18 protein-coding genes and 2 pseudogenes are annotated in these 18,092 nt (G+C 49.1%); 15 read left to right on the forward strand and 5 right to left on the reverse strand.

Annotated elements, in window-relative coordinates; genetic code table 11:
- Window positions 1-12: 12 nt before the first annotated feature.
- The 4 genes from J4613_RS08210 (at window position 13) to J4613_RS08225 (ending at window position 2,463) form a co-directional block, all read left to right on the forward strand.
- Window positions 13-531, forward strand: coding sequence for a fimbrial protein BcfF (locus J4613_RS08210; protein ID WP_111742479.1), 519 nt, complete (start codon window positions 13-15; stop codon window positions 529-531).
- The gene (gene bcfG, locus J4613_RS08215) at window positions 497-1,228 is read left to right on the forward strand and encodes a fimbrial chaperone BcfG (RefSeq protein ID WP_001135041.1); all 732 of its coding nucleotides are present in this window, start codon (window positions 497-499) and stop codon (window positions 1,226-1,228) included. The genes J4613_RS08210 and bcfG overlap by 35 nt, the downstream gene beginning before the upstream one ends.
- Before the next feature lie 63 nt (window positions 1,229-1,291).
- Window positions 1,292-2,137, forward strand: a complete 846-nt coding sequence (locus J4613_RS08220) for a DsbA family protein (protein ID WP_111742478.1) — start codon at window positions 1,292-1,294, stop codon at window positions 2,135-2,137.
- Window positions 2,138-2,175: 38 nt separating this feature from the next.
- Window positions 2,176-2,463, forward strand: coding sequence for a hypothetical protein (locus J4613_RS08225; protein ID WP_023194334.1), 288 nt, complete (start codon window positions 2,176-2,178; stop codon window positions 2,461-2,463).
- A gap of 99 nt (window positions 2,464-2,562) precedes the next feature.
- Here the strand turns inward: J4613_RS08225 and J4613_RS08230 are convergent, their stop codons facing one another.
- A complete protein-coding gene (locus J4613_RS08230) occupies window positions 2,563-3,012 on the reverse strand; it encodes a transcriptional regulator (protein WP_001248821.1) in 450 nt (149 codons plus the stop codon).
- A 747-nt stretch (window positions 3,013-3,759) separates the two neighbouring features.
- On the opposite strand from J4613_RS08230, the gene J4613_RS08235 reads away from it, so the two are divergent.
- Window positions 3,760-3,951 carry a hypothetical protein gene (locus J4613_RS08235; RefSeq protein ID WP_012218477.1) on the forward strand — a complete coding sequence of 64 codons (192 nt, stop codon included), beginning with the start codon at window positions 3,760-3,762 and terminating at the stop codon, window positions 3,949-3,951.
- Between the two features lie 137 nt (window positions 3,952-4,088).
- On the opposite strand, the pseudogene J4613_RS08240 reads toward J4613_RS08235, so the two are convergent.
- Window positions 4,089-4,486: pseudogene (locus J4613_RS08240) on the reverse strand (5'-nucleotidase C-terminal domain-containing protein); the annotation flags it as partial.
- Between the two features lie 440 nt (window positions 4,487-4,926).
- Between J4613_RS08240 and J4613_RS08245 the strand changes: the two are divergent.
- The 8 genes and pseudogenes from J4613_RS08245 (at window position 4,927) to nhaR (ending at window position 12,591) form a co-directional block, all read left to right on the forward strand.
- Window positions 4,927-5,691 (forward strand): outer membrane protein OmpK, encoded by a 765-nt coding sequence (locus J4613_RS08245; RefSeq protein WP_000052612.1) that lies wholly within the window; start codon window positions 4,927-4,929, stop codon window positions 5,689-5,691.
- Between the two features lie 20 nt (window positions 5,692-5,711).
- Complete coding sequence (locus J4613_RS08250; protein WP_000754366.1) at window positions 5,712-7,205, forward strand: sulfatase-like hydrolase/transferase; 1,494 nt, start codon at window positions 5,712-5,714, stop codon at window positions 7,203-7,205.
- 103 nt (window positions 7,206-7,308) lie between these two features.
- Window positions 7,309-8,505: an anaerobic sulfatase maturase gene (locus J4613_RS08255; RefSeq protein WP_001189145.1), complete on the forward strand. Its 1,197-nt coding sequence runs from the start codon at window positions 7,309-7,311 to the stop codon at window positions 8,503-8,505.
- A gap of 17 nt (window positions 8,506-8,522) precedes the next feature.
- Window positions 8,523-9,776: a hypothetical protein gene (locus J4613_RS08260; RefSeq protein WP_000457885.1), complete on the forward strand. Its 1,254-nt coding sequence runs from the start codon at window positions 8,523-8,525 to the stop codon at window positions 9,774-9,776.
- Window positions 9,777-9,894: 118 nt separating this feature from the next.
- Window positions 9,895-10,152 (forward strand): hypothetical protein, encoded by a 258-nt coding sequence (locus J4613_RS08265; RefSeq protein WP_000528983.1) that lies wholly within the window; start codon window positions 9,895-9,897, stop codon window positions 10,150-10,152.
- A pseudogene (locus J4613_RS08270) lies at window positions 10,074-10,301 on the forward strand (arylsulfatase); the annotation flags it as partial. The gene J4613_RS08265 and the pseudogene J4613_RS08270, both read left to right, overlap by 79 nt.
- Before the next feature lie 162 nt (window positions 10,302-10,463).
- A complete protein-coding gene (gene nhaA / locus J4613_RS08275) occupies window positions 10,464-11,630 on the forward strand; it encodes a Na+/H+ antiporter NhaA (protein ID WP_000681340.1) in 1,167 nt (388 codons plus the stop codon).
- 61 nt (window positions 11,631-11,691) lie between these two features.
- Window positions 11,692-12,591: a transcriptional activator NhaR gene (nhaR, locus tag J4613_RS08280; RefSeq protein WP_000062872.1), complete on the forward strand. Its 900-nt coding sequence runs from the start codon at window positions 11,692-11,694 to the stop codon at window positions 12,589-12,591.
- A gap of 54 nt (window positions 12,592-12,645) precedes the next feature.
- Here the strand turns inward: nhaR and J4613_RS08285 are convergent, their stop codons facing one another.
- From J4613_RS08285 to rpsT, 3 genes are all read right to left on the reverse strand, one after another.
- A complete protein-coding gene (locus J4613_RS08285; protein ID WP_001116453.1) occupies window positions 12,646-14,685 on the reverse strand; it encodes a glycoside hydrolase family 31 protein in 2,040 nt (679 codons plus the stop codon).
- Between the two features lie 39 nt (window positions 14,686-14,724).
- Window positions 14,725-16,098, reverse strand: coding sequence for an MFS transporter (locus tag J4613_RS08290; RefSeq protein ID WP_000099989.1), 1,374 nt, complete (start codon window positions 16,096-16,098; stop codon window positions 14,725-14,727).
- Window positions 16,099-16,553: 455 nt separating this feature from the next.
- Entirely contained in the window at window positions 16,554-16,817 is a 264-nt protein-coding gene (gene rpsT, locus J4613_RS08295; protein WP_001518655.1) for a 30S ribosomal protein S20, read from the reverse strand.
- Between the two features lie 105 nt (window positions 16,818-16,922).
- Here rpsT and J4613_RS08300 point away from each other — a divergent pair, with 105 nt between their 5' ends.
- Window positions 16,923-17,138, forward strand: a complete 216-nt coding sequence (locus tag J4613_RS08300) for a DUF2575 family protein (protein ID WP_023209321.1) — start codon at window positions 16,923-16,925, stop codon at window positions 17,136-17,138.
- Window positions 17,139-17,145: 7 nt separating this feature from the next.
- A complete protein-coding gene (gene ribF, locus J4613_RS08305; RefSeq protein WP_000767311.1) occupies window positions 17,146-18,084 on the forward strand; it encodes a bifunctional riboflavin kinase/FAD synthetase in 939 nt (312 codons plus the stop codon).
- Window positions 18,085-18,092: the final 8 nt, after the last annotated feature.

Genomic DNA, 18,092 nt, shown 5'->3' on the forward strand with positions numbered 1-18,092 from the left:
GCCATCGTAATTATGCGTAACGATATCCTGTACGGCATCGGGATGCTGCTGGCGGCATCCGGCGTCCAGGCGCACGATGGCCGGGTTTATGTCTCCGGAACCATCACGGACAATACGTGTTCGCTCTCTCCAGACTCGGAAAATATTAACGTGGCGATGGGCGCGGTTTCTCAACGGCAGTTTTATCGCGCGGGCGACGGTTCCGCCTGGCAACCTTTTGCTATCGATTTACAAAACTGCGGCAGCACTGCCAGCGGCGTAACGGTCAGTTTTAGCGGTGCGGCGGACAGCCGTAATACGGATTTATTGGCGCTTACCGCAGGGGAAAGCGACGCTTCAGGCATTGGGATTGCGCTTTATGATCAAAATAAAACCTTAATCCCACTGGGGCAGGAGAGTGATATGGTGACGCTCAGTCCGGGTCAGGCGTCGGCGCATCTGCAATTTTACGCGCGTTATCTTGCCGATGGCGGCGCGGTAACGCCCGGGGACGCCAATGCCTCCGCAACCTTCATTCTTGCCTATGAATAAGTTCTTTTTACGCTGCGCGATATATTGGTGCTTGCTTCCCATATCATGGGCACAGGCTGGCGTGGTAATTGGCGGTACTCGCTTTATCTATCGTGCGGGCGCCCCGGCATTAAGCGTACCGGTAAGTAACCATTCAGAAGCGTCCTGGTTAATTGATACGCATATTTTACCTGGTGGCCGCTGGCCAGGAACCAAAAACGAAGGGAATATCACGCCCTTCGTGGTCACGCCGCCATTATTTATGCTTTCAGCGCGCCAGGAAAACTCAATGCGGGTGGTTTATACCGGCGCACCGCTACCCGCCGACAGGGAAAGTCTGTTTACCTTGAGTATCGCCGCTATTCCCTCCGGTAAACCGGAAGCGAACCGTGTACAAATGGCGTTTCGTTCGGCTTTAAAATTGCTCTATCGCCCTGAGGGACTCGCCGGCAATCCGCAGCAGGCCTACCGGCATCTGATCTGGTCGCTTACCCCCGATGGCGCGACGGTACGCAATCCGACACCCTATTACGTTACGCTCTTTTTATTACGCGCTAACGAGCGCGCCCAGGACAACGCCGGGGTCGTGGCTCCCTTTGCAACGCGTCAAACGGACTGGTGCCGGCACACGGTTCGCTGCACTGTGCGCTGGCAAAGTATTAATGACTATGGGCGGGTAATGACAGCGCAAACCGTGGATCTGACGCGTATTCATTAACTTTTTTTCAGGCGTCTCCCGATAGCGGGAGGCTTTCCGAACTTATCGAACGAGACTTTTATTATGTATTATCACGCGTTAAAACTTTCCCGGCTGGCGATGTTGACGTTGGCAGGCGTTGCCGTATCCGCCTCGGCAATCGCCGCCGATTCTGCCCCGACGTCGCAAATTGGCCCGACGGCGGAAGCCTACATCGTCAGTCATCCGGATAAAGTGGGAGAGGTGGTGGCAACGTATTTGGCCGAACATCCGGAATTTTTGGTCGCCGCCAGCGAGACGTTGCATCAGCGTCAGCAGATTGCGCAACAACAGGCGTATGTTCAACTGGCATTACAGTATCGTGCTGAGTTGCTCAGTAGCAGCAGTCCTTCCGTTGGGCCCAACGAGGCAAAAGCGGCGGTGGTGATGTTCTTTGATTACCAGTGCTCGTGGTGCAGCAAAATGGCGCCTGTGGTCGAAAACCTGATTAAGGCGAACCCGGATACCCGGTTTATTTTCAAAGAGTTTCCTATTTTTTCCTCCCGCTGGCCGGTATCCGGACTGGCGGCCAGAGTCGGCGAACAGGTATGGCTTACACAGGGCGGGGCGAAATATCTCGACTGGCATAATGCGCTTTATGTCACAGGGAAGGTGGAAGGCGCGTTAACGGAACACGATGTCTACACCCTGGCGCAACATTATCTAACGCCGACGCAGCTGGCCGCCGTAAAAGAAGCGCAAAGCAGCGGTGCAGTACATGATGCGCTCCTCACTAACCAGGCACTGGCGCAGCATATGGACTTTAGCGGCACGCCTGCTTTTGTCGTCATGCCTCAGACGCAAGACGGTGATGTAAAACGGGTGACCGTGATCCCGGGAAGCACGACTCAGGATATGTTGCAAATGGCGATTCAGAAAGCGAAGGGGTGATATTCGCTCAGAGGAGAACGCACAGGAGTGAAAGTAAAATGAAGTCTATGCGTTGCGTCATACCGGTGATTTTACTTTCCTTTATCGTTCATGAAGGGACAGCGAAACCGACCGCTCAGATTCATTTTATGGGATCGGTTGTTGAGGCAGGCTGCTGGAATGACGTAGGAACCTTAGAAATTCAATGCCATAATAAAGATGGAGTTGAACGTTATATTATTGTCGAGAATATTATCACGCCGATATCGTCTCCTCATGCAACGGTAAAACGAGATTATTTGGATGAAGATAAGCAATTAACAGTGCTACGCATTGTCTATGACTGAACCGCGTAGCAGACCGCAGGTGGTGTCCCGTCAGTGTCGTGTGAGGATATTATGAAAAATGTTCTCACCTTCCCGGGACACGGTCTACAGACTTTATCTTCAGATAAACGGCGCTAAAAAGAAAAGCACGATCAATAAAAAAAGAGTGGGAATACCAATGGATATAATTTTATTACATCGGTGAGTATGATATTGAATAGCTTGTGGCGGTATGTCAGCAGCGTCAATGATAAATCTTTCATCGATTTTTATCCCCTGCCTGGGGAGCGTAACAAACAGTTCGAAAAGCCCGATTTGTTGTAAATCTCGTCGCAGCAGATAAAGAAGTTGCGTCAAATTAGCATCGCTAACAAATTGACTTCGCTCTCCCCAAACTGCGTACGCGACACCTTCACGGATAATCAATTCCTGATGTGCGTTTTCTATTAAATAGCTCAGGCACCAGGCCCGCATAAATGTCATTTTGAACGCTGCATTGCTGCGCAAGGACGTGATTTCCCTTAATGATTCATTGTAAATAAACTCATTATTTATTTTATGCTGTCTCATGATTACTCCATTTGTGCTTTCAGGCCATGACATCCCACTTGTTCCGTATAGTCAGCATCGTTGCAACGTGTCCGCTATGCTATGAGCAAGGATAGGTTGGGGCGACAGGCCTGAAAAATCAACTGTCATTAAATTGGCTAAATTGTTTAAGTGAAATAAATGTTATTGTGTTATTGTTTTTGTGTTCTTTCTATAAGCATGTTGATTCTGTTTTATCAATATTTAATGAGGTATGCATATAACGTGTCGTTTAAGGATTCTCAAACCATGTTTTTGAGCGGTAAATAATATGTATGTCATTATTTTTTATTCAGTTGATGAGAATTGTCTGTTGTGATTCATTAATTTGAAAATGCGGTTAGTTACAAAAAAGGACATAAAAATAATATTTTGCCACCGTTTATGATTAATTTTATTAAGTGGTGCTATGATTTTAGGTTAAGCATTTTTTATGTGCTTGAATGATAATTTATGTTATCTGGTGTAACTTTTATTTCGGCCTATTGGTCGGTCTTATGGATGCTATAGGATATAGGTAAAAAGAACTAAATAAATATTCGATGATGACTTGCTTTCTCAGGATGAAATTTTATGAGTAGATGGTGATATAAAATATTTTTATGATTTTTTTTGTTATTGCGTTATACATGATAACTATGCTGAACATCTTCGGAATATTACGTTGGACGGGCAGAGAAATTGCCTCTGCATTGCAGAAGTCTCATAACGTATAGTCTGGAGAGCATTATGTACGTAAACCAACAGTCCTCACTCGCCATGCCTGCACCAAGAGCGCCGATGAATCAGAAAATTGATACCGATAACGCGATGGTGCAAAACCATAACGCCATATACCAACAGCTCCTCGACCAAATTCGTGATGACAATACATATACACATGCCGTTATTACCTTAATCCTTATGGCACCGCGCCGTTAAGCCTTTATCCTGGTGTCTGAGTTGAAAGCAGCGAACCGGGTATCGTGGAGTTTCTGGTTTTTGACAACGGTAATTACCGTTTCCGCGAAGATAATATCAATCTGCCGCCACCGGGTAACGACCGCATGAGAGTTGTTTTATTTACTGATGTCGTCAACACGCATGGTGTGATCCGGAACGATGTTATTGATATGTTCCATATAATCAGCAATTGCCTGCGAGGTTTACAGCCCTTTAATGTCTTTGACATTTTTACCTTTCGTGAAGTCAAATCCGCCACGGCCTTTACCGATAAAGGAGTCAGCGCGACGGTACTGAATATCTTGTCTGCGACCTGTTTACCTTTGATATCAAATTCGACAATACGCTGTCCCAGCGGTTTTGTGTTGTAGTGTTTGAATTTGGCCGTTTTCGACACATGCAGCATGCCGTTCTTCGGATCGGCTGCATGAGACATCATCGCCTTCAGATCTTTACCGCTAATTTCCACGTTCATTACGTCGTTAGTAAAAGGATACATACTCAGAACATCGCCGAGCAGGTAATCATCGTCATATCAATAATGGTGTGATGGAGGGCACCGTTGTTGTGATGGCTGTGCTGGCAGGTTTTCAGGTATTGCTTACAGCGATAGAGTTGCACTCCTGAGGGGGAAATGACCGTTTCGGATCACCCCCTGAGTTACGGAACAGCGGGGCAAATCACATCAATCTTTGCTATCAGTTATCCAAAAGGTAAAGCTTAGTACAACACTAAATCTGCGGTATGACCTAAAAAGATGAAGTGTTGATTTAATAATAAACATTGAGTTATTTTTTATAAAAAAACATTTCTCGACACATTATTTTTAAATACTTTTATCCTGCGTGATGTGAGATTTATATCACTATTCTATAACTAGATTTGGTTAAACTTCGACACCGGAGTAAAACATATTCATTGATGAATAAAATATAACTATGGGAAATATATTCAATGTCTCTGATAAAGCGAACAGTATTATTTAGTCTCTTACTTACAATATCTACTGTTTTTAGCCATTCTGTACATGCACTGGAATATAAGAATTCATTTGGATCAATTAATGCCGGTTATGCTGACTGGAATAGTGGATTCGTCAATGTACATCGTGGGGAGGTGTGGAAAGTAACTGCTGACTTTGGTGTCAATTTCAAAGAGGCAGAATTCTATTCATTTATTGAAAGCAACGTGTTAAATCACGCTGTTGCTGGAAGAAATCATACTGTTTCTGCCATGACTCATGTACGACTCTTTGATTCAGATTATACTTTCTTCGGTAAGATATATGGTCAATGGGATAACTCATGGGGCGATGACCTCGATATGTTTTATGGAGCGGGGTATTTAGGTTGGAGCGGGAGTTGGGGGTTCTTCAAACCCTATATTGGTCTGCATAATCAATCTGGTGATTATGTCTCGCAGAAATATGGGCAGACAAGCGGCTGGAATGGCTATGTTATTGGCTGGACTGCAGCCTATAATTTTAATTTATTTGGTGAAGATTTTGTTTTATCTGACTGGAATGAAATCGAACTAGATAGAAATGACGCTTATACGGAGCAGCAATTCGGTCGAAATGGATTAAATGGTGGATTAACACTGGCATGGAAATTTTATCCCCGCTGGAAAGCTACTGTGACATATCGTTATTTCGCGAACAAACTAGGTTATGACGGATATGGAGACCAGATGATTTATATGGTCGGATATTCATTTTAAATAAAATCAAAGGAGTTGAAATGAAAAAAACAGTCATTGCCAGCATGATTGGACTGGCGCTTTGTGCGACAAGTACGTTATCTGTCGTGCACGCGGCTGCCGAAAAACGCCCGAACTTAGTTTTTATTGTGGCAGATGATCTTGGCTATGGTGATTTGGCGACTTACGGTCACCAGATAGTGAAAACCCCGAATATTGACCGCCTGGCGAAAGAAGGGGTCAAATTCACTGAATACTATGCGCCGGCTCCTTTGTGTTCTCCTTCCCGCGCCGGGATGTTAACAGGCCGTATGCCCTTCCGCACCGGTGTACGCTCCTGGATCCCTGAAGGTACTAATGTTTCTATTGGACGTAACGAATTGACCATAGCCAATCTGCTGAAACAGCAGGGTTACGATACCGCGATGATGGGTAAACTGCATCTCAACGCCGGGGGCGATCGTACCGATCAGCCGCAGCCGAAAGAGTTAGGTTTTGATTACTCTCTGGTGAACCCGGCTGGCTTTGTGACCGATGCTACGCTGGATAATGCCAAAGAGCGCCCGCGTTACGGCGTCGTCCACCCAACCGGCTGGATGCGTAACGGCAAACATATTGATCGTGCCGATAGCATCAGCGGCGAATTTGTCAGTTCTGAAGTGGTGAACTGGCTAGATAACAAGAAAGACGACAAACCGTTCTTCTTATACGTTGCCTTTACGGAAGTTCACAGCCCACTGGCCTCGCCGAAAAAATACCTCGATATGTATTCACAATACATGAGCGAATACCAGAAGCAGCATCCCGATCTGTTCTACGGCGACTGGGCGGATAAACCGTGGCGCGGTACCGGTGAATATTACGCCAATATCAGCTATATGGATGCGCAAGTCGGTAAAGTACTGGATAAAATTAAAGCGATGGGGGAAGAAGATAATACCATTGTCATCTTCACCAGTGATAACGGCCCGGTGACGCGTGAAGCGCGTAAAGTCTACGAGCTGAACCTCGCAGGCGAGACTGACGGTCTGCGCGGACGTAAAGATAACCTGTGGGAAGGCGGTATTCGCGTTCCGGCAATTATCAAATACGGTAAACACATTCCACAGGGCGTCGTTACCGATACGCCTGTGTATGGTCTGGACTGGATGCCGACGCTGGCGAACATGATGGATTTCAAACTGCCTACTGATCGTACATACGACGGGCAATCGCTGGTTCCGCTGTTGGAGCAGAAAACGTTAAAACGTAATAAGCCGCTGATCTTCGGTATTGATATGCCGTTCCAGGATGATCCGACCGATGAATGGGCGATCCGCGACGGTGACTGGAAAATGATCATCGATCGTGAAAATAAACCTAAATACCTCTATAACCTGAAAAAAGATCGGTTCGAAACGCTGAACCAAATTGGCAAACAGCCTGAAATTGAAAAACAGCTGTATGGCAAGTTCCTGAAAATGAAACAGGACATCGATAACGACTCGTTAATGAAAGCCCGTGGCGACAAACCAACGCCGGTGACCTGGGGCTAAAAGGATAATTATAAAAAATTAAGTATGCCACTTAGGGCTCTGCCCGCCTGATTCAGCGCCCTCGTGCTGAGTCAGGTTCTTTTATTTTAGGGATACGGAAAATATGCAACGGAAAAGCTGTCAGGTAATGATCAAACCGACCGGGTCGGTGTGTAATCTTGATTGTAAATATTGCTTCTATCTGGAAAAGGAAATGCTCTATCCCGATAGAAAAAACCATTACAAGATGACGGAAGAAACGCTGGCGTTGTTTGTGCAACAGCATATTGCGGCGCAGGACGTGGATGAAGTGATTTTTGCGTGGCAGGGTGGGGAACCGACGCTGATGGGGCTGCCATTTTACCGCCAGGCTGTAGCGCTCCAGCAACGTTATGCTAATGGAAAAGCCATCGTTAATACTTTTCAGACCAATGGCATTCTGATTGATGATGAATGGGCGAGATTCTTCAGGGCGCATGACTTTCTGGTTGGTATTTCGATTGATGGCGATGCGGCGCTGCACGACGAATGGCGAGTAACTCGCGCAGGGCAACCTACCCATCATAAAGTTGAACAGGCGATAAAATGCCTGGCGAGTCATGGCGTTGAATTTAATACTCTCACGGTGGTGAGTCAGAGCAATATGCTGCACCCGCAGCGGGTTTATGCGTATCTGAAATCTATCGGCAGCCGCTATATGCAGTTTATTCCGCTAGTGGAAAGAGCGGCAAATAAAGACGGAATGCTGGCGCATCCGCAGGACGAGCAAACCGCAGTAACCCCCTGGTCAGTGGACGGATTACAGTTTGGAAAGTTCCTGAATGCCATTTTTGATATCTGGATCCGCGAAGATATTGGTGATATCGGCATTCAACTCTTTGAACAAACGCTGGCGGCATGGTGTGGACTCCCCCCTCAGGTTTGCGTTTTTGCGCCCGTTTGCGGTAGCGCTTTTGCAATGGAAATGAATGGCGATGTGTATAACTGCGATCATTTCGTTTACCCGCAATATAAGCTCGGCAATATTAACGACACGCCGCTGCGTCAGATGAATAATAGCGCGCAAAACCAGCAGTTTGGTCTCGATAAAAGCCGCACGATGGCGCAGGAATGCCATACCTGCCCGTGGCAATTCGCCTGTTATGGCGGTTGCCCTAAACACCGCTTTTTGCCTTCGGCTTGCGGACCGATGAAGCAAAACTATCTTTGTGCCGGCTATCAGTGCTTTTTCTCTCATACCGCGCCAATGATGAAAGCGATGAAAACCCTTTACGTAAATAACCTGTCACCGGCGGAGATCCGGTCTGTTTTTTTTAAGTAATGCTCAAGGAGGAACGCATGTTTGCCAATATTAATGTGGACTGCTGTAAAACGCCGGGATGTAAAAATCTGGGCGTGTTGAACAGTCCGGATTATGTCCGCCAGGGAAAAGATGTTCTTTGTCGGGAATGTGGTTTCCTGTTTCCTGTTATTTCCGCTGGGGCGTTAAATCTTTTTCGCCACACGGTAAACCGGGGATGGAAAGGCCTGGTCAAACAGTGTCCTGCCTGCGGCAGCACCTCATTAAAGAAATACGGCTTCTCGACTCAGGGCGAACACCGCATGGCGTGTAGTCAGTGTCGGAAAACGTTCATCGTCCCCGAAAAGGCAAAAAGCGATTGCCGACAGGACGAGCTGGCAACCCTAATTGAGGAAGGGACGTCGCTTGCCGGGATCCGCTCACAGCTGAAATTAGACAGCACAGGTCTTAACCGGGCGCTGTTTAAACTATCCCGTAATGCAAACCTTGCAGAGCGATGCCAGCAGTTTCCGGCCTTCGATATCGCACTCAGCACCCGCGCTTTCAGGGTGAACTATAACGGTGGAGACAGCAGCCTGTATGTTCTGGTGACGGCAGAAGAACAAAGCGGAAGGGTGGTGGCGATTTCGTCAAATTATTCAGCACAGCCGCTGGATAAAGCCTGGCAGTATCAGTCGTATTATGAAGAACGGCTACCTCCGGGTACGCTGGCGCATATGGTGCAACGTAAGGAAGCGATTACAGCGCGCCGCGAAACTTTATTTGATATCGACTACGGTCCGGCCTCGTTATATAAGAATGACTCCGGAATGATCGTAAAGCCGGTGTTGCCTGCCTACCGCCATTTTGAACTGGTGCGGATGCTGACGGACGAACGCTCCTTAAACGTTCAGCATTACCTCGATCATGAATGCTTTATTCTGGGGGGATGCATGATGGCGAATATGCCGCATGTCCATCAGGGCCGTTGCCATATTTCATTTGTCAAAGAACGCGGTACGACGCCGCTGCAAAAAGATATTCCGCCACGCCTGTTTTTAAGCGGCGGTATCCGTAACAATGTCTGGCGTACTTTTTCTACCCGCGATTATGCTATGGCGGTGTGTAATCTCACCGGTAATAAAAAAATTACCCAGCAACGTTATGCTACGTTACAAGGCGCGACGGCGTTCATTAATTATCTGTATGCGCATCCTTTTTTGGCGCAGCTTAATCGTCTGTCACCGGCAAATGTGACGGCAACGCTGGATTATCTGAAGTATGAATATAATCAATCCCGTAAGGTCGGGTAACGCATCGCATGCCGTGTGATAGAGCTGAGTCGATGGCTTTTGATTATCAGCCCAACCCTCTCCAGCGTATCTATTTCGTTGTTCCAGCAAGGAACGACAACGATATACTGGAGAGATCATGGGGCCATTCAAACATCAAAAGAATACGCTTCCTGCCCCGTGTCTTGCCGTCAATCAGAGGCTTGATAAGCAAAATGCGATGGTGCTCAACCATACGGCGATTTATGAGCACAGCCTCAGCCAGATTACAGAAAGTAATACAGTACAAAATGCGCTGATTATTCTTAATCCGCTTATGGCCGCGCCATCTCTTGCCAGCCTGGCGAGAGCGATATTATCGATCCGCAGGCGGGCAGCGAGGCGATGGGGCTGCTAATTTTACAGGAGATTGCGCCTACGGAGAAAACCGTGCTTTTTGAAGCGACCATGACGTCAGGTTACTACAAAAACGCGGAAACGAACGGGGAAGGCTATCGCTACGATATTACCAGTTTCCGGGTGTATAAAATGGATCTGTACGCGTAGCGGTCTATCATCAATGACTGACTGCACTAAAAAAGTCCGGCGTAAGTCGGACTTCATTTCGTAAAAAACGAGCTATTCATCATATATAATCTAATTTTAACGATGAGTCAGGCGAGGTAAGATAGTAGATCCGAAGAATTCACCTGATTGAGAGAATAAAAAGTGAAACATCTGCACCGATTTTTTAGCAGCGATGCCTCTGGGGGCATCATTCTCATCATCGCCGCTGCGCTGGCTATGCTGATGGCCAATATGGGCGCGACCAGTGGATGGTATCATGATTTTCTGGAGACGCCGGTTCAGCTACGGGTTGGGGCGCTTGAGATCAACAAAAACATGCTGTTGTGGATCAACGATGCGCTGATGGCCGTGTTTTTCCTGTTGATTGGCCTGGAAGTTAAGCGCGAACTGATGCAAGGCTCGTTAGCCAGTCTGCGCCAGGCCGCTTTTCCGGTGATTGCCGCCATCGGCGGGATGATTGTACCGGCATTGCTCTATCTGGCCTTTAACTACTCCGATCCGGTCACTCGCGAGGGCTGGGCTATTCCTGCCGCGACGGATATCGCCTTTGCGCTGGGCGTGTTGGCGCTGTTGGGCAGCCGGGTTCCGCTGGCGCTGAAAATTTTCCTGATGGCGCTGGCGATCATCGATGATCTCGGCGCCATCGTTATTATCGCACTGTTTTATACCAGCGATCTTTCTATCGTCTCGCTGGGCGTGGCGGCGTTCGCGATTGCCGTGCTGGCGCTGCTGAACCTGTGCGGCGTCAGACGGACTGGGGTATATATTCTGGTCGGGGCAGTGCTGTGGACGGCGGTACTGAAGTCCGGCGTTCACGCGACGCTGGCAGGCGTCATTGTCGGTTTCTTTATTCCGCTGAAAGAAAAACACGGTCGCTCGCCGGCGAAGCGTCTGGAGCATGTTCTGCACCCGTGGGTCGCGTACCTGATCCTGCCGCTCTTCGCTTTTGCGAATGCTGGCGTTTCTCTTCAGGGCGTCACGATTGACGGTCTGACCTCCATGCTGCCGTTGGGAATTATTGCCGGTCTGCTGATTGGCAAGCCGCTGGGGATTAGCCTGTTTTGCTGGCTGGCGCTGCGTTTCAAGCTGGCGCATCTGCCGCAAGGGACCACTTATCAGCAAATCATGGCGGTCGGCATTTTGTGTGGCATTGGCTTTACGATGTCCATCTTTATCGCCAGCCTGGCATTTGGCAATGTCGATCCGGAACTTATTAACTGGGCGAAATTGGGCATTTTGATTGGTTCATTGCTCTCCGCAGTGGTGGGGTATAGCTGGTTGCGCGCGCGTTTGAACGCGCCGGCATAACCAGTACGAAGGAAAGGGGGAGCGATGTATCGCTCCCTTGCGACATTGAACAGGGAGAGGAATGAGCATGTCTCATATTAACTACAACCATCTTTATTACTTCTGGCATGTCTATAAAGAAGGTTCTGTCGTGGGTGCCGCAGAGGCGCTTTTTCTGACGCCGCAAACCATTACTGGTCAAATTAAAGCCCTGGAAGAGCGTTTACAGGGGAAGCTATTTAAACGTAAGGGACGCGGTCTTGAACCCAGCGAACTGGGCGAGCTGGTTTTTCGCTATGCGGACAAAATGTTTACGCTAAGCCAGGAGATGCTGGATATCGTCAATTACCGCAAAGAATCAAACCTGTTGTTTGATGTCGGCGTCGCCGATGCTTTATCCAAGCGTCTGGTCAGCAGCGTTCTGGATGCGGCGGTGGTGGTGGACGAACCCATACATCTGCGTTGCTTCGAGTCCACGCACGAAATGTTGCTCGAACAGCTCAGCCAGCACAAGCTGGATATGATTATCTCCGACTGCCCGATAGATTCCACGCAGCAGGAGGGGCTATTCTCAGTCAAAATCGGCGAATGTAGCGTCAGTTTCTGGTGTACGAATCCGCTTCCTGAAAAAGCGTTCCCTGCCTGCCTGGAAGAGCGACGGTTGCTGGTGCCGGGACGGCGCTCAATGCTGGGGCGTAAGTTGTTGAACTGGTTTAATTCACAGGGGTTGCAGGTTGAGATCCTCGGTGAATTTGATGACGCGGCCTTAATGAAGGCGTTTGGCGCGACGCACGATGCGATTTTTGTGGCGCCGAGCCTTTATTCGCTGGATTTTTATGCCGATGAGTCGGTAATAGAGATTGGGCGCGTGGAGAATGTCATGGAAGAATATCATGCGATTTTTGCCGAGAGAATGATCCAGCATCCGGCGGTGCAGCGTATTTGCAATGCGGACTACTCGGCATTGTTTAAACTACAGTAGACGTACCTACCGTAATACTTCCGGCTGCGGTATTAACCCGCAGCCGGAATCATTCTACAAGTTCAGCAGGCTACGGTACTGCCCACCTTCGCGGATAAACACCGGAATTCTGTTCAGTGGCGTAGCGTAATGCAGCGTCTGCCCTCCTGAATAGCTTTCACCGGTCGCAAGATCCGTCCATGTTTCCCCTTCTGGTAGCCAGACATCACGCTCGCGCATACCTTCATGCATGACGGGGGCGATCAGCAGGTCAGGACCAAAACAATACTGGTCGGTGATTGTCCAACTTGTTTCCTGTTCGGGGAATTCAAAGAACAGGGGGCGCATCACTGGCGTATTGTGCTTATGGGTTTCCTCCATCAGCGCTTTGATATAGGGCTTGAGTTTTTCTCGCAACGCCAGGCAACCTGTCAGTACGTCGCATACTTCCTCACCGTAGCTCCAGACCTCGTTCGGCGCACCTGTAGGGCATTGAGCAATGCCATCCCGGTACGGTTGCGCGGGTAAAATCTGCGGATCGCGGTTGCCGTGCAGACGCATCACCGGACTAAAGACGCCCCACTGGAACCAGCGAATTAGCAATTCATGGAATTTCGGGTCGTGAATATTACCGCCATGAAAACCGCCGATATCCGTCGTCCACCACGGTATCCCCGCGATTCCCATATTGAGTCCGGCAGCAAACTGGTTGCGCAGCGATCTAAACGAGGAGTGAATATCCCCTGACCAGACCAGAGCGCCGTACTTCTGACTGCCGGCCCAGGCGCAGCGTAGCAGGTTGATAACCTGGTCTTCGCCATCGGCTTTCATGCCGTCAAAAAAGGTTTTAGCGTACATACGTGGGTAGATATTGCCCACTTCCAGTACCGGCCCGGCATGGTAGCGATAGTTGTCGTAGTCGTAAACGCTGAACTCAGGTTCGGCTTCATCTAACCAGAATAACTTCACGCCTTTATCGTAATAGTTGCGTTTGGCTTTGCCCCAGACGTAGTCGCGCGCGCCCGGATGAGTCGCATCAAAGTAAGTGGTATTGCCGAGGAAATCCATATTGATCGGCAAGCCACGTTCCGTTTGTACCAGCCAGCCGTTTTCGCGCATCTCCCGATAGCTTTCGGTACGGTTATCCACCGTCGGCCAGACGGAGACCATCAGCTCAATTCCCAGCGATTTCAGCTCGGCAATCATGGCATCAGGATCGGGCCAGTCGCGCGCATCGAACATCCAGTCACCCTGATTCGGCCAGTGAAAGAAGTCGATTACGATCACTGAGATAGGCAGATTGCGGCGCTTATATTCGCGGGCGACCTCCAGCAGCTCTTCCTGCGTACGATAACGGAGTTTGCACTGCCAGAAGCCCATGGCGTAGTCCGGCATCATCGGCGGCGTGCCGGTAGCCAGCGCGTAAGCCCGGCTAATTTCTGCCGGGGTATCGCCAGCCGTGATCCAGTAGTCCAGTTGTTCGCTGACCTGCGCTTCCCATTCGGTAACGTTTTGGGCAAAGGTTACGCGTCCGACTGCCGGGTTGTTCCATAAAAATCCGTAGCCCAGACTGGAGAGCATAAACGGTACTGAGGCCTGGGAGTTACGTTGCGCCAGCTCAAGCACGCATCCTTTGAGATCCAGGTTGGCCTGTTGATACTGCCCCATGCCATAAATTTTTTCCCCTTCGGTGGCTTCGAAGCGGGCTTTCAGTGAATATTTCCCACCCTGAATAGGGCGGAACTCGCGTCCCTCAAGGTTGAGTGCGCTGACGTACTGGCCGTGAGATGATTCATCCTCGCCAATTTCGCCCCGCAGGCGCCAGAACTCCTGCAACAGGGGTTTGTGTGGATGGCGGTAAAAGGTAACCTGTCCTTTTTGATTGACGATAGCGATAATTTTGCCGTTGGTCAGCGTTGCCTGGTGGTGCTCATAATCAATGTGGCACTGACTTTCTGCGACTGGCTCAGTCAATGCCCAGTCTTCATTTCTCATTACCGGCAGATGACGGCCGCTGCGTACGCGCAGGCTGTTCTCGCCCCAGGGTTCAATCCATAAATAGCGATCGTTTTGCTGCCAGACCAGACGACGCGGGTCTTGTTGCATAAATGGCATGGTGGTGCCTCCCATATTCGAGGGTGAAGGTAAAGAACGTTATGAGTTGACGGTTTCCAGATCGTGGCGAATCTTCTCTTCCATCGCTTCGTATTTGCGAAAGAAAAGTAGTGGGATCGCTGCGAGCGCGAAGAGTAGGGCGGGTGCCCAGATAAAGGCCCAGATAATGCCCTCCAGACCCGCAGCACTCTGGGCATGGTTGGGGACATAGCCAAAACTGTTCATGATCCAGGCGGCGAAAGCGGTGCCGAGGCCACTACCCATCTTGATGCAGAAGGTGCTGCCGAAGGCGATAAGAATGCCGGTAGCCTTAATACCGGTCTTCCAGGCGCCGAAATCGACGGCGAAGCCCAGCATGGCAAACGGCATTGAGCAGGCGATACCGCTGCCGATATTGCCGAGTATCCAGGCGGCGATGAGGAAAGTAATGTTGTCCGCTGCCAGCCACATCATGACGCCGCCAAACGTGGCGACCAGCAGACCGCCTACCCATATCCAGGTTTTAGCCAGGTACTTGCTAAAGAAGGGGATAGCGATGATAAACAGGATCTGAATCGTCGCCAGGCTGTTAATCAGCGGTACCAGATCTTTACGGTCGAGGTTGTAGGTCAGATAATAGACAATGGTCGTGTTGCGCTGCTGTAGGGCAATCCAGAAGATCAGATTAGCCAGCACCATCAGGATCCACGGCCAGTTACCTTTCATCGCCGCGAAACTTTTTTTCATCGGCAACTTAGGTTCATGCTGTATTTTATCCGTATCCATTTCACGAATGTTTTTAAACGCAAAGAGCGTTAGCGCGCAGGATATAATGGCAAACGTAATTGCCGTATAAATAAAACCAGCGTGATCATCACCGTTACCTAAAAAAGCGACTAACGGCAAGGCGGTCGCGTTCATTAATAAAACCCCAATTTGTCCACCGGTCATTCGCCAGGAATTTAAAACCAGTCTTTCTTTGGGAGATAAGGTCATCAGGGGTAATATTGCACTGAGTGGTGTATTAAGTCCGGTAAATAGAATGCTGGCAATCATATAAGATATTGCTGCATAGATGGCTTTTCCTGTCATACTGATATCAGGAGACCAAAATGACAGTGCGCTGAATACCGCAAAAGGCAGCGGTAACCATAAAAACCAGGGACGACATTTACCGTAGCGTGAACGTGTTTTATCGATGATGATCCCCCATATGGGGGCGTCTATGCCATCGATAATACGCGCCAGCAGCAGGATAACGCCTGCTACGGCAAGGCTAATGCCCGCAACGTCTGTGTAGAAATATAAAATGTACGTTGAACCGAAGCAGTACAGCAGATTACCCGCCACATCCAAAGAGCCGTAGCTAATACGCTGTAGTAAAGACAATGATGCTGACCCGGAAGGCTGGGTATCCTCAATGACAGAACTCATAATGATAACTCCGATATTGGTACGATACGCCCAGAAAAACAACCTCTACTTTCTAAGCAAGTTTTGAATATTATTTTTATGTCGTTTCTGAATTTAACCTCAGATTAAAATGAGTAAGTAAGGTGTACATGAAAAGTAGTTAACCCGACGGCATCAATCAATTATTAAATCTTACATCAGGATTGCGTTTATTAGTTTTTGAATGAGCGATGTTTTTATTTGCTAAGGTGGTCACAGTTTTTTCAGTAATGAAATAAGAAAAGGAAAACAGTGAAAGAAAATAACTTTCAAGTATTACGTGACTGAGGGAGGGGGAGCTGAAAAAATAGGCTGGTCAGGAAGAGCGTGAACGAGTGAGGTTAGCGCCAGCGGTTGACGAGCAAAACGGCAGATAGCAGGCATAAAAAAACCCGCTTTACGCGGGTTTTTCTACAAAGCTGATAACAAGCAGGCGATTAAGCCAGTTTGTTGATCTGTGCAGTCAGGTTAGCTTTATGACGTGCAGCTTTGTTTTTGTGGATCAGACCTTTAGCAGCCTGACGGTCCACGATCGGTTGCATTTCGTTAAATGCTTTCAGTGCAGCAGCTTTGTCGCCAGCTTCGATAGCTGCGTATACTTTCTTGATGAAAGTACGCATCATAGAGCGACGGCTTGCGTTGTGCTTACGAGCCTTTTCAGACTGAACGGCGCGCTTCTTAGCTGATTTGATATTAGCCAAGGTCCAACTCCCAAATGTGTTCTATATGGACAATTCAAAGGCCGAGGAATATGCCCTTTTAGCCTTCTTTTGTCAATGGATTTGTGCAAATAAGCGCCGTTTAAATTGCAGCACTCGTTGCGTAGTGATGGCGCAGGATTCTACCAGCTTGCGTGCTGTGAATACAGCTTTTCCATGAGAAAAATTGCATTAAGCGGCGGGTTTTGGGGCGGAGTTTGCCGCATGGCGATGAAAAGCATCTTCTTTATGTTTCCTCAGGGCAATAGTCGGTTAACCTTGACCGCTGTACAAGGTATACTCTTGCGATTTTCACTGTTTTGAGTCAGACATGAAGCTGATACGCGGCATACATAATCTCAGTCAGGCCCCGCATGGGTGTGTGCTGACCATTGGTAATTTCGACGGCGTACATCGGGGGCATCGCGCTCTACTGCAGGGGTTGCAGGAAGAAGGACGCAGACGCGGTCTGCCGGTGGTGGTCATGATTTTCGAACCGCAGCCGCTGGAGCTGTTCGCGACGGATAAAGCGCCCGCTCGCCTGACGCGCCTGCGTGAAAAACTGCATTACCTTGCGCAGTGCGGCGTGGACTATGTGCTGTGCGTGAAATTCGATCGCCGCTTTGCCGCTTTGACGGCGCAAACGTTTATCAGCGAACTGCTGGTGGAGCGACTTGGCGTGCAATTTCTTGCCGTCGGCGATGATTTCCGCTTTGGTGCTAGCCGCGCGGGCGATTTCTTGTTATTACAGAAGGCGGGGGCGGAGTATGGTTTTGCGGTTTCCAGCACCCAAACCTTTTGTGAAGGCGGCGTGCGTATCAGTAGTACCGCAGTGAGACAGGCGCTGGCGGAAGATAACCTGGCGCTTGCCGAAAGCCTGCTGGGACATCCCTTTACTATTTCCGGGCGTGTCGTTCATGGCGACGAGCTGGGACGTACCATTGGCTTCCCGACGGCGAACTTACCGCTGCGCCGTCAGGTCTCCCCGGTAAAAGGGGTCTATGCGGTGGAAGTCACCGGGCTTGGCGATAAGCCGTTACCCGGCGTAGCGAACATTGGCACTCGTCCAACGGTGGCTGGCGTGCGTCAACAACTGGAAGTGCATCTGCTGGACGTTGTAATGGACCTCTACGGTCGCCATATAGATGTAATACTGCGTAAAAAGATACGTAATGAGCAGCGATTTGCGTCGCTTGATGAGCTAAAAGCGCAAATCGCACGCGATGAGTTAACGGCCCGCAAGTTTTTTGGGCTAGCCGGGCAGGTGTAACCCTGACG

Source organism: Salmonella sp. 32020114201800008SM, assembly GCF_017572025.1.
Taxonomy (GTDB): domain Bacteria; phylum Pseudomonadota; class Gammaproteobacteria; order Enterobacterales; family Enterobacteriaceae; genus Salmonella; species Salmonella enterica.

Coding starts and splice junctions, on each gene's coding strand:
- J4613_RS08210 (WP_111742479.1), top strand. CDS start 13: ATGCGTAACGATATCCTGTACGGCATCGGGATGCTGCTGGCGGCATCC.
- bcfG (WP_001135041.1), top strand. CDS start 497: ATGCCTCCGCAACCTTCATTCTTGCCTATGAATAAGTTCTTTTTACGC.
- J4613_RS08220 (WP_111742478.1), top strand. CDS start 1,292: ATGTATTATCACGCGTTAAAACTTTCCCGGCTGGCGATGTTGACGTTG.
- J4613_RS08225 (WP_023194334.1), top strand. CDS start 2,176: ATGAAGTCTATGCGTTGCGTCATACCGGTGATTTTACTTTCCTTTATC.
- J4613_RS08230 (WP_001248821.1), bottom strand. CDS start 3,012: ATGAGACAGCATAAAATAAATAATGAGTTTATTTACAATGAATCATTA.
- J4613_RS08235 (WP_012218477.1), top strand. CDS start 3,760: ATGTACGTAAACCAACAGTCCTCACTCGCCATGCCTGCACCAAGAGCG.
- J4613_RS08245 (WP_000052612.1), top strand. CDS start 4,927: ATGTCTCTGATAAAGCGAACAGTATTATTTAGTCTCTTACTTACAATA.
- J4613_RS08250 (WP_000754366.1), top strand. CDS start 5,712: ATGAAAAAAACAGTCATTGCCAGCATGATTGGACTGGCGCTTTGTGCG.
- J4613_RS08255 (WP_001189145.1), top strand. CDS start 7,309: ATGCAACGGAAAAGCTGTCAGGTAATGATCAAACCGACCGGGTCGGTG.
- J4613_RS08260 (WP_000457885.1), top strand. CDS start 8,523: ATGTTTGCCAATATTAATGTGGACTGCTGTAAAACGCCGGGATGTAAA.
- J4613_RS08265 (WP_000528983.1), top strand. CDS start 9,895: ATGGGGCCATTCAAACATCAAAAGAATACGCTTCCTGCCCCGTGTCTT.
- nhaR (WP_000062872.1), top strand. CDS start 11,692: ATGAGCATGTCTCATATTAACTACAACCATCTTTATTACTTCTGGCAT.
- J4613_RS08285 (WP_001116453.1), bottom strand. CDS start 14,685: ATGCCATTTATGCAACAAGACCCGCGTCGTCTGGTCTGGCAGCAAAAC.
- J4613_RS08290 (WP_000099989.1), bottom strand. CDS start 16,098: ATGAGTTCTGTCATTGAGGATACCCAGCCTTCCGGGTCAGCATCATTG.
- ribF (WP_000767311.1), top strand. CDS start 17,146: ATGAAGCTGATACGCGGCATACATAATCTCAGTCAGGCCCCGCATGGG.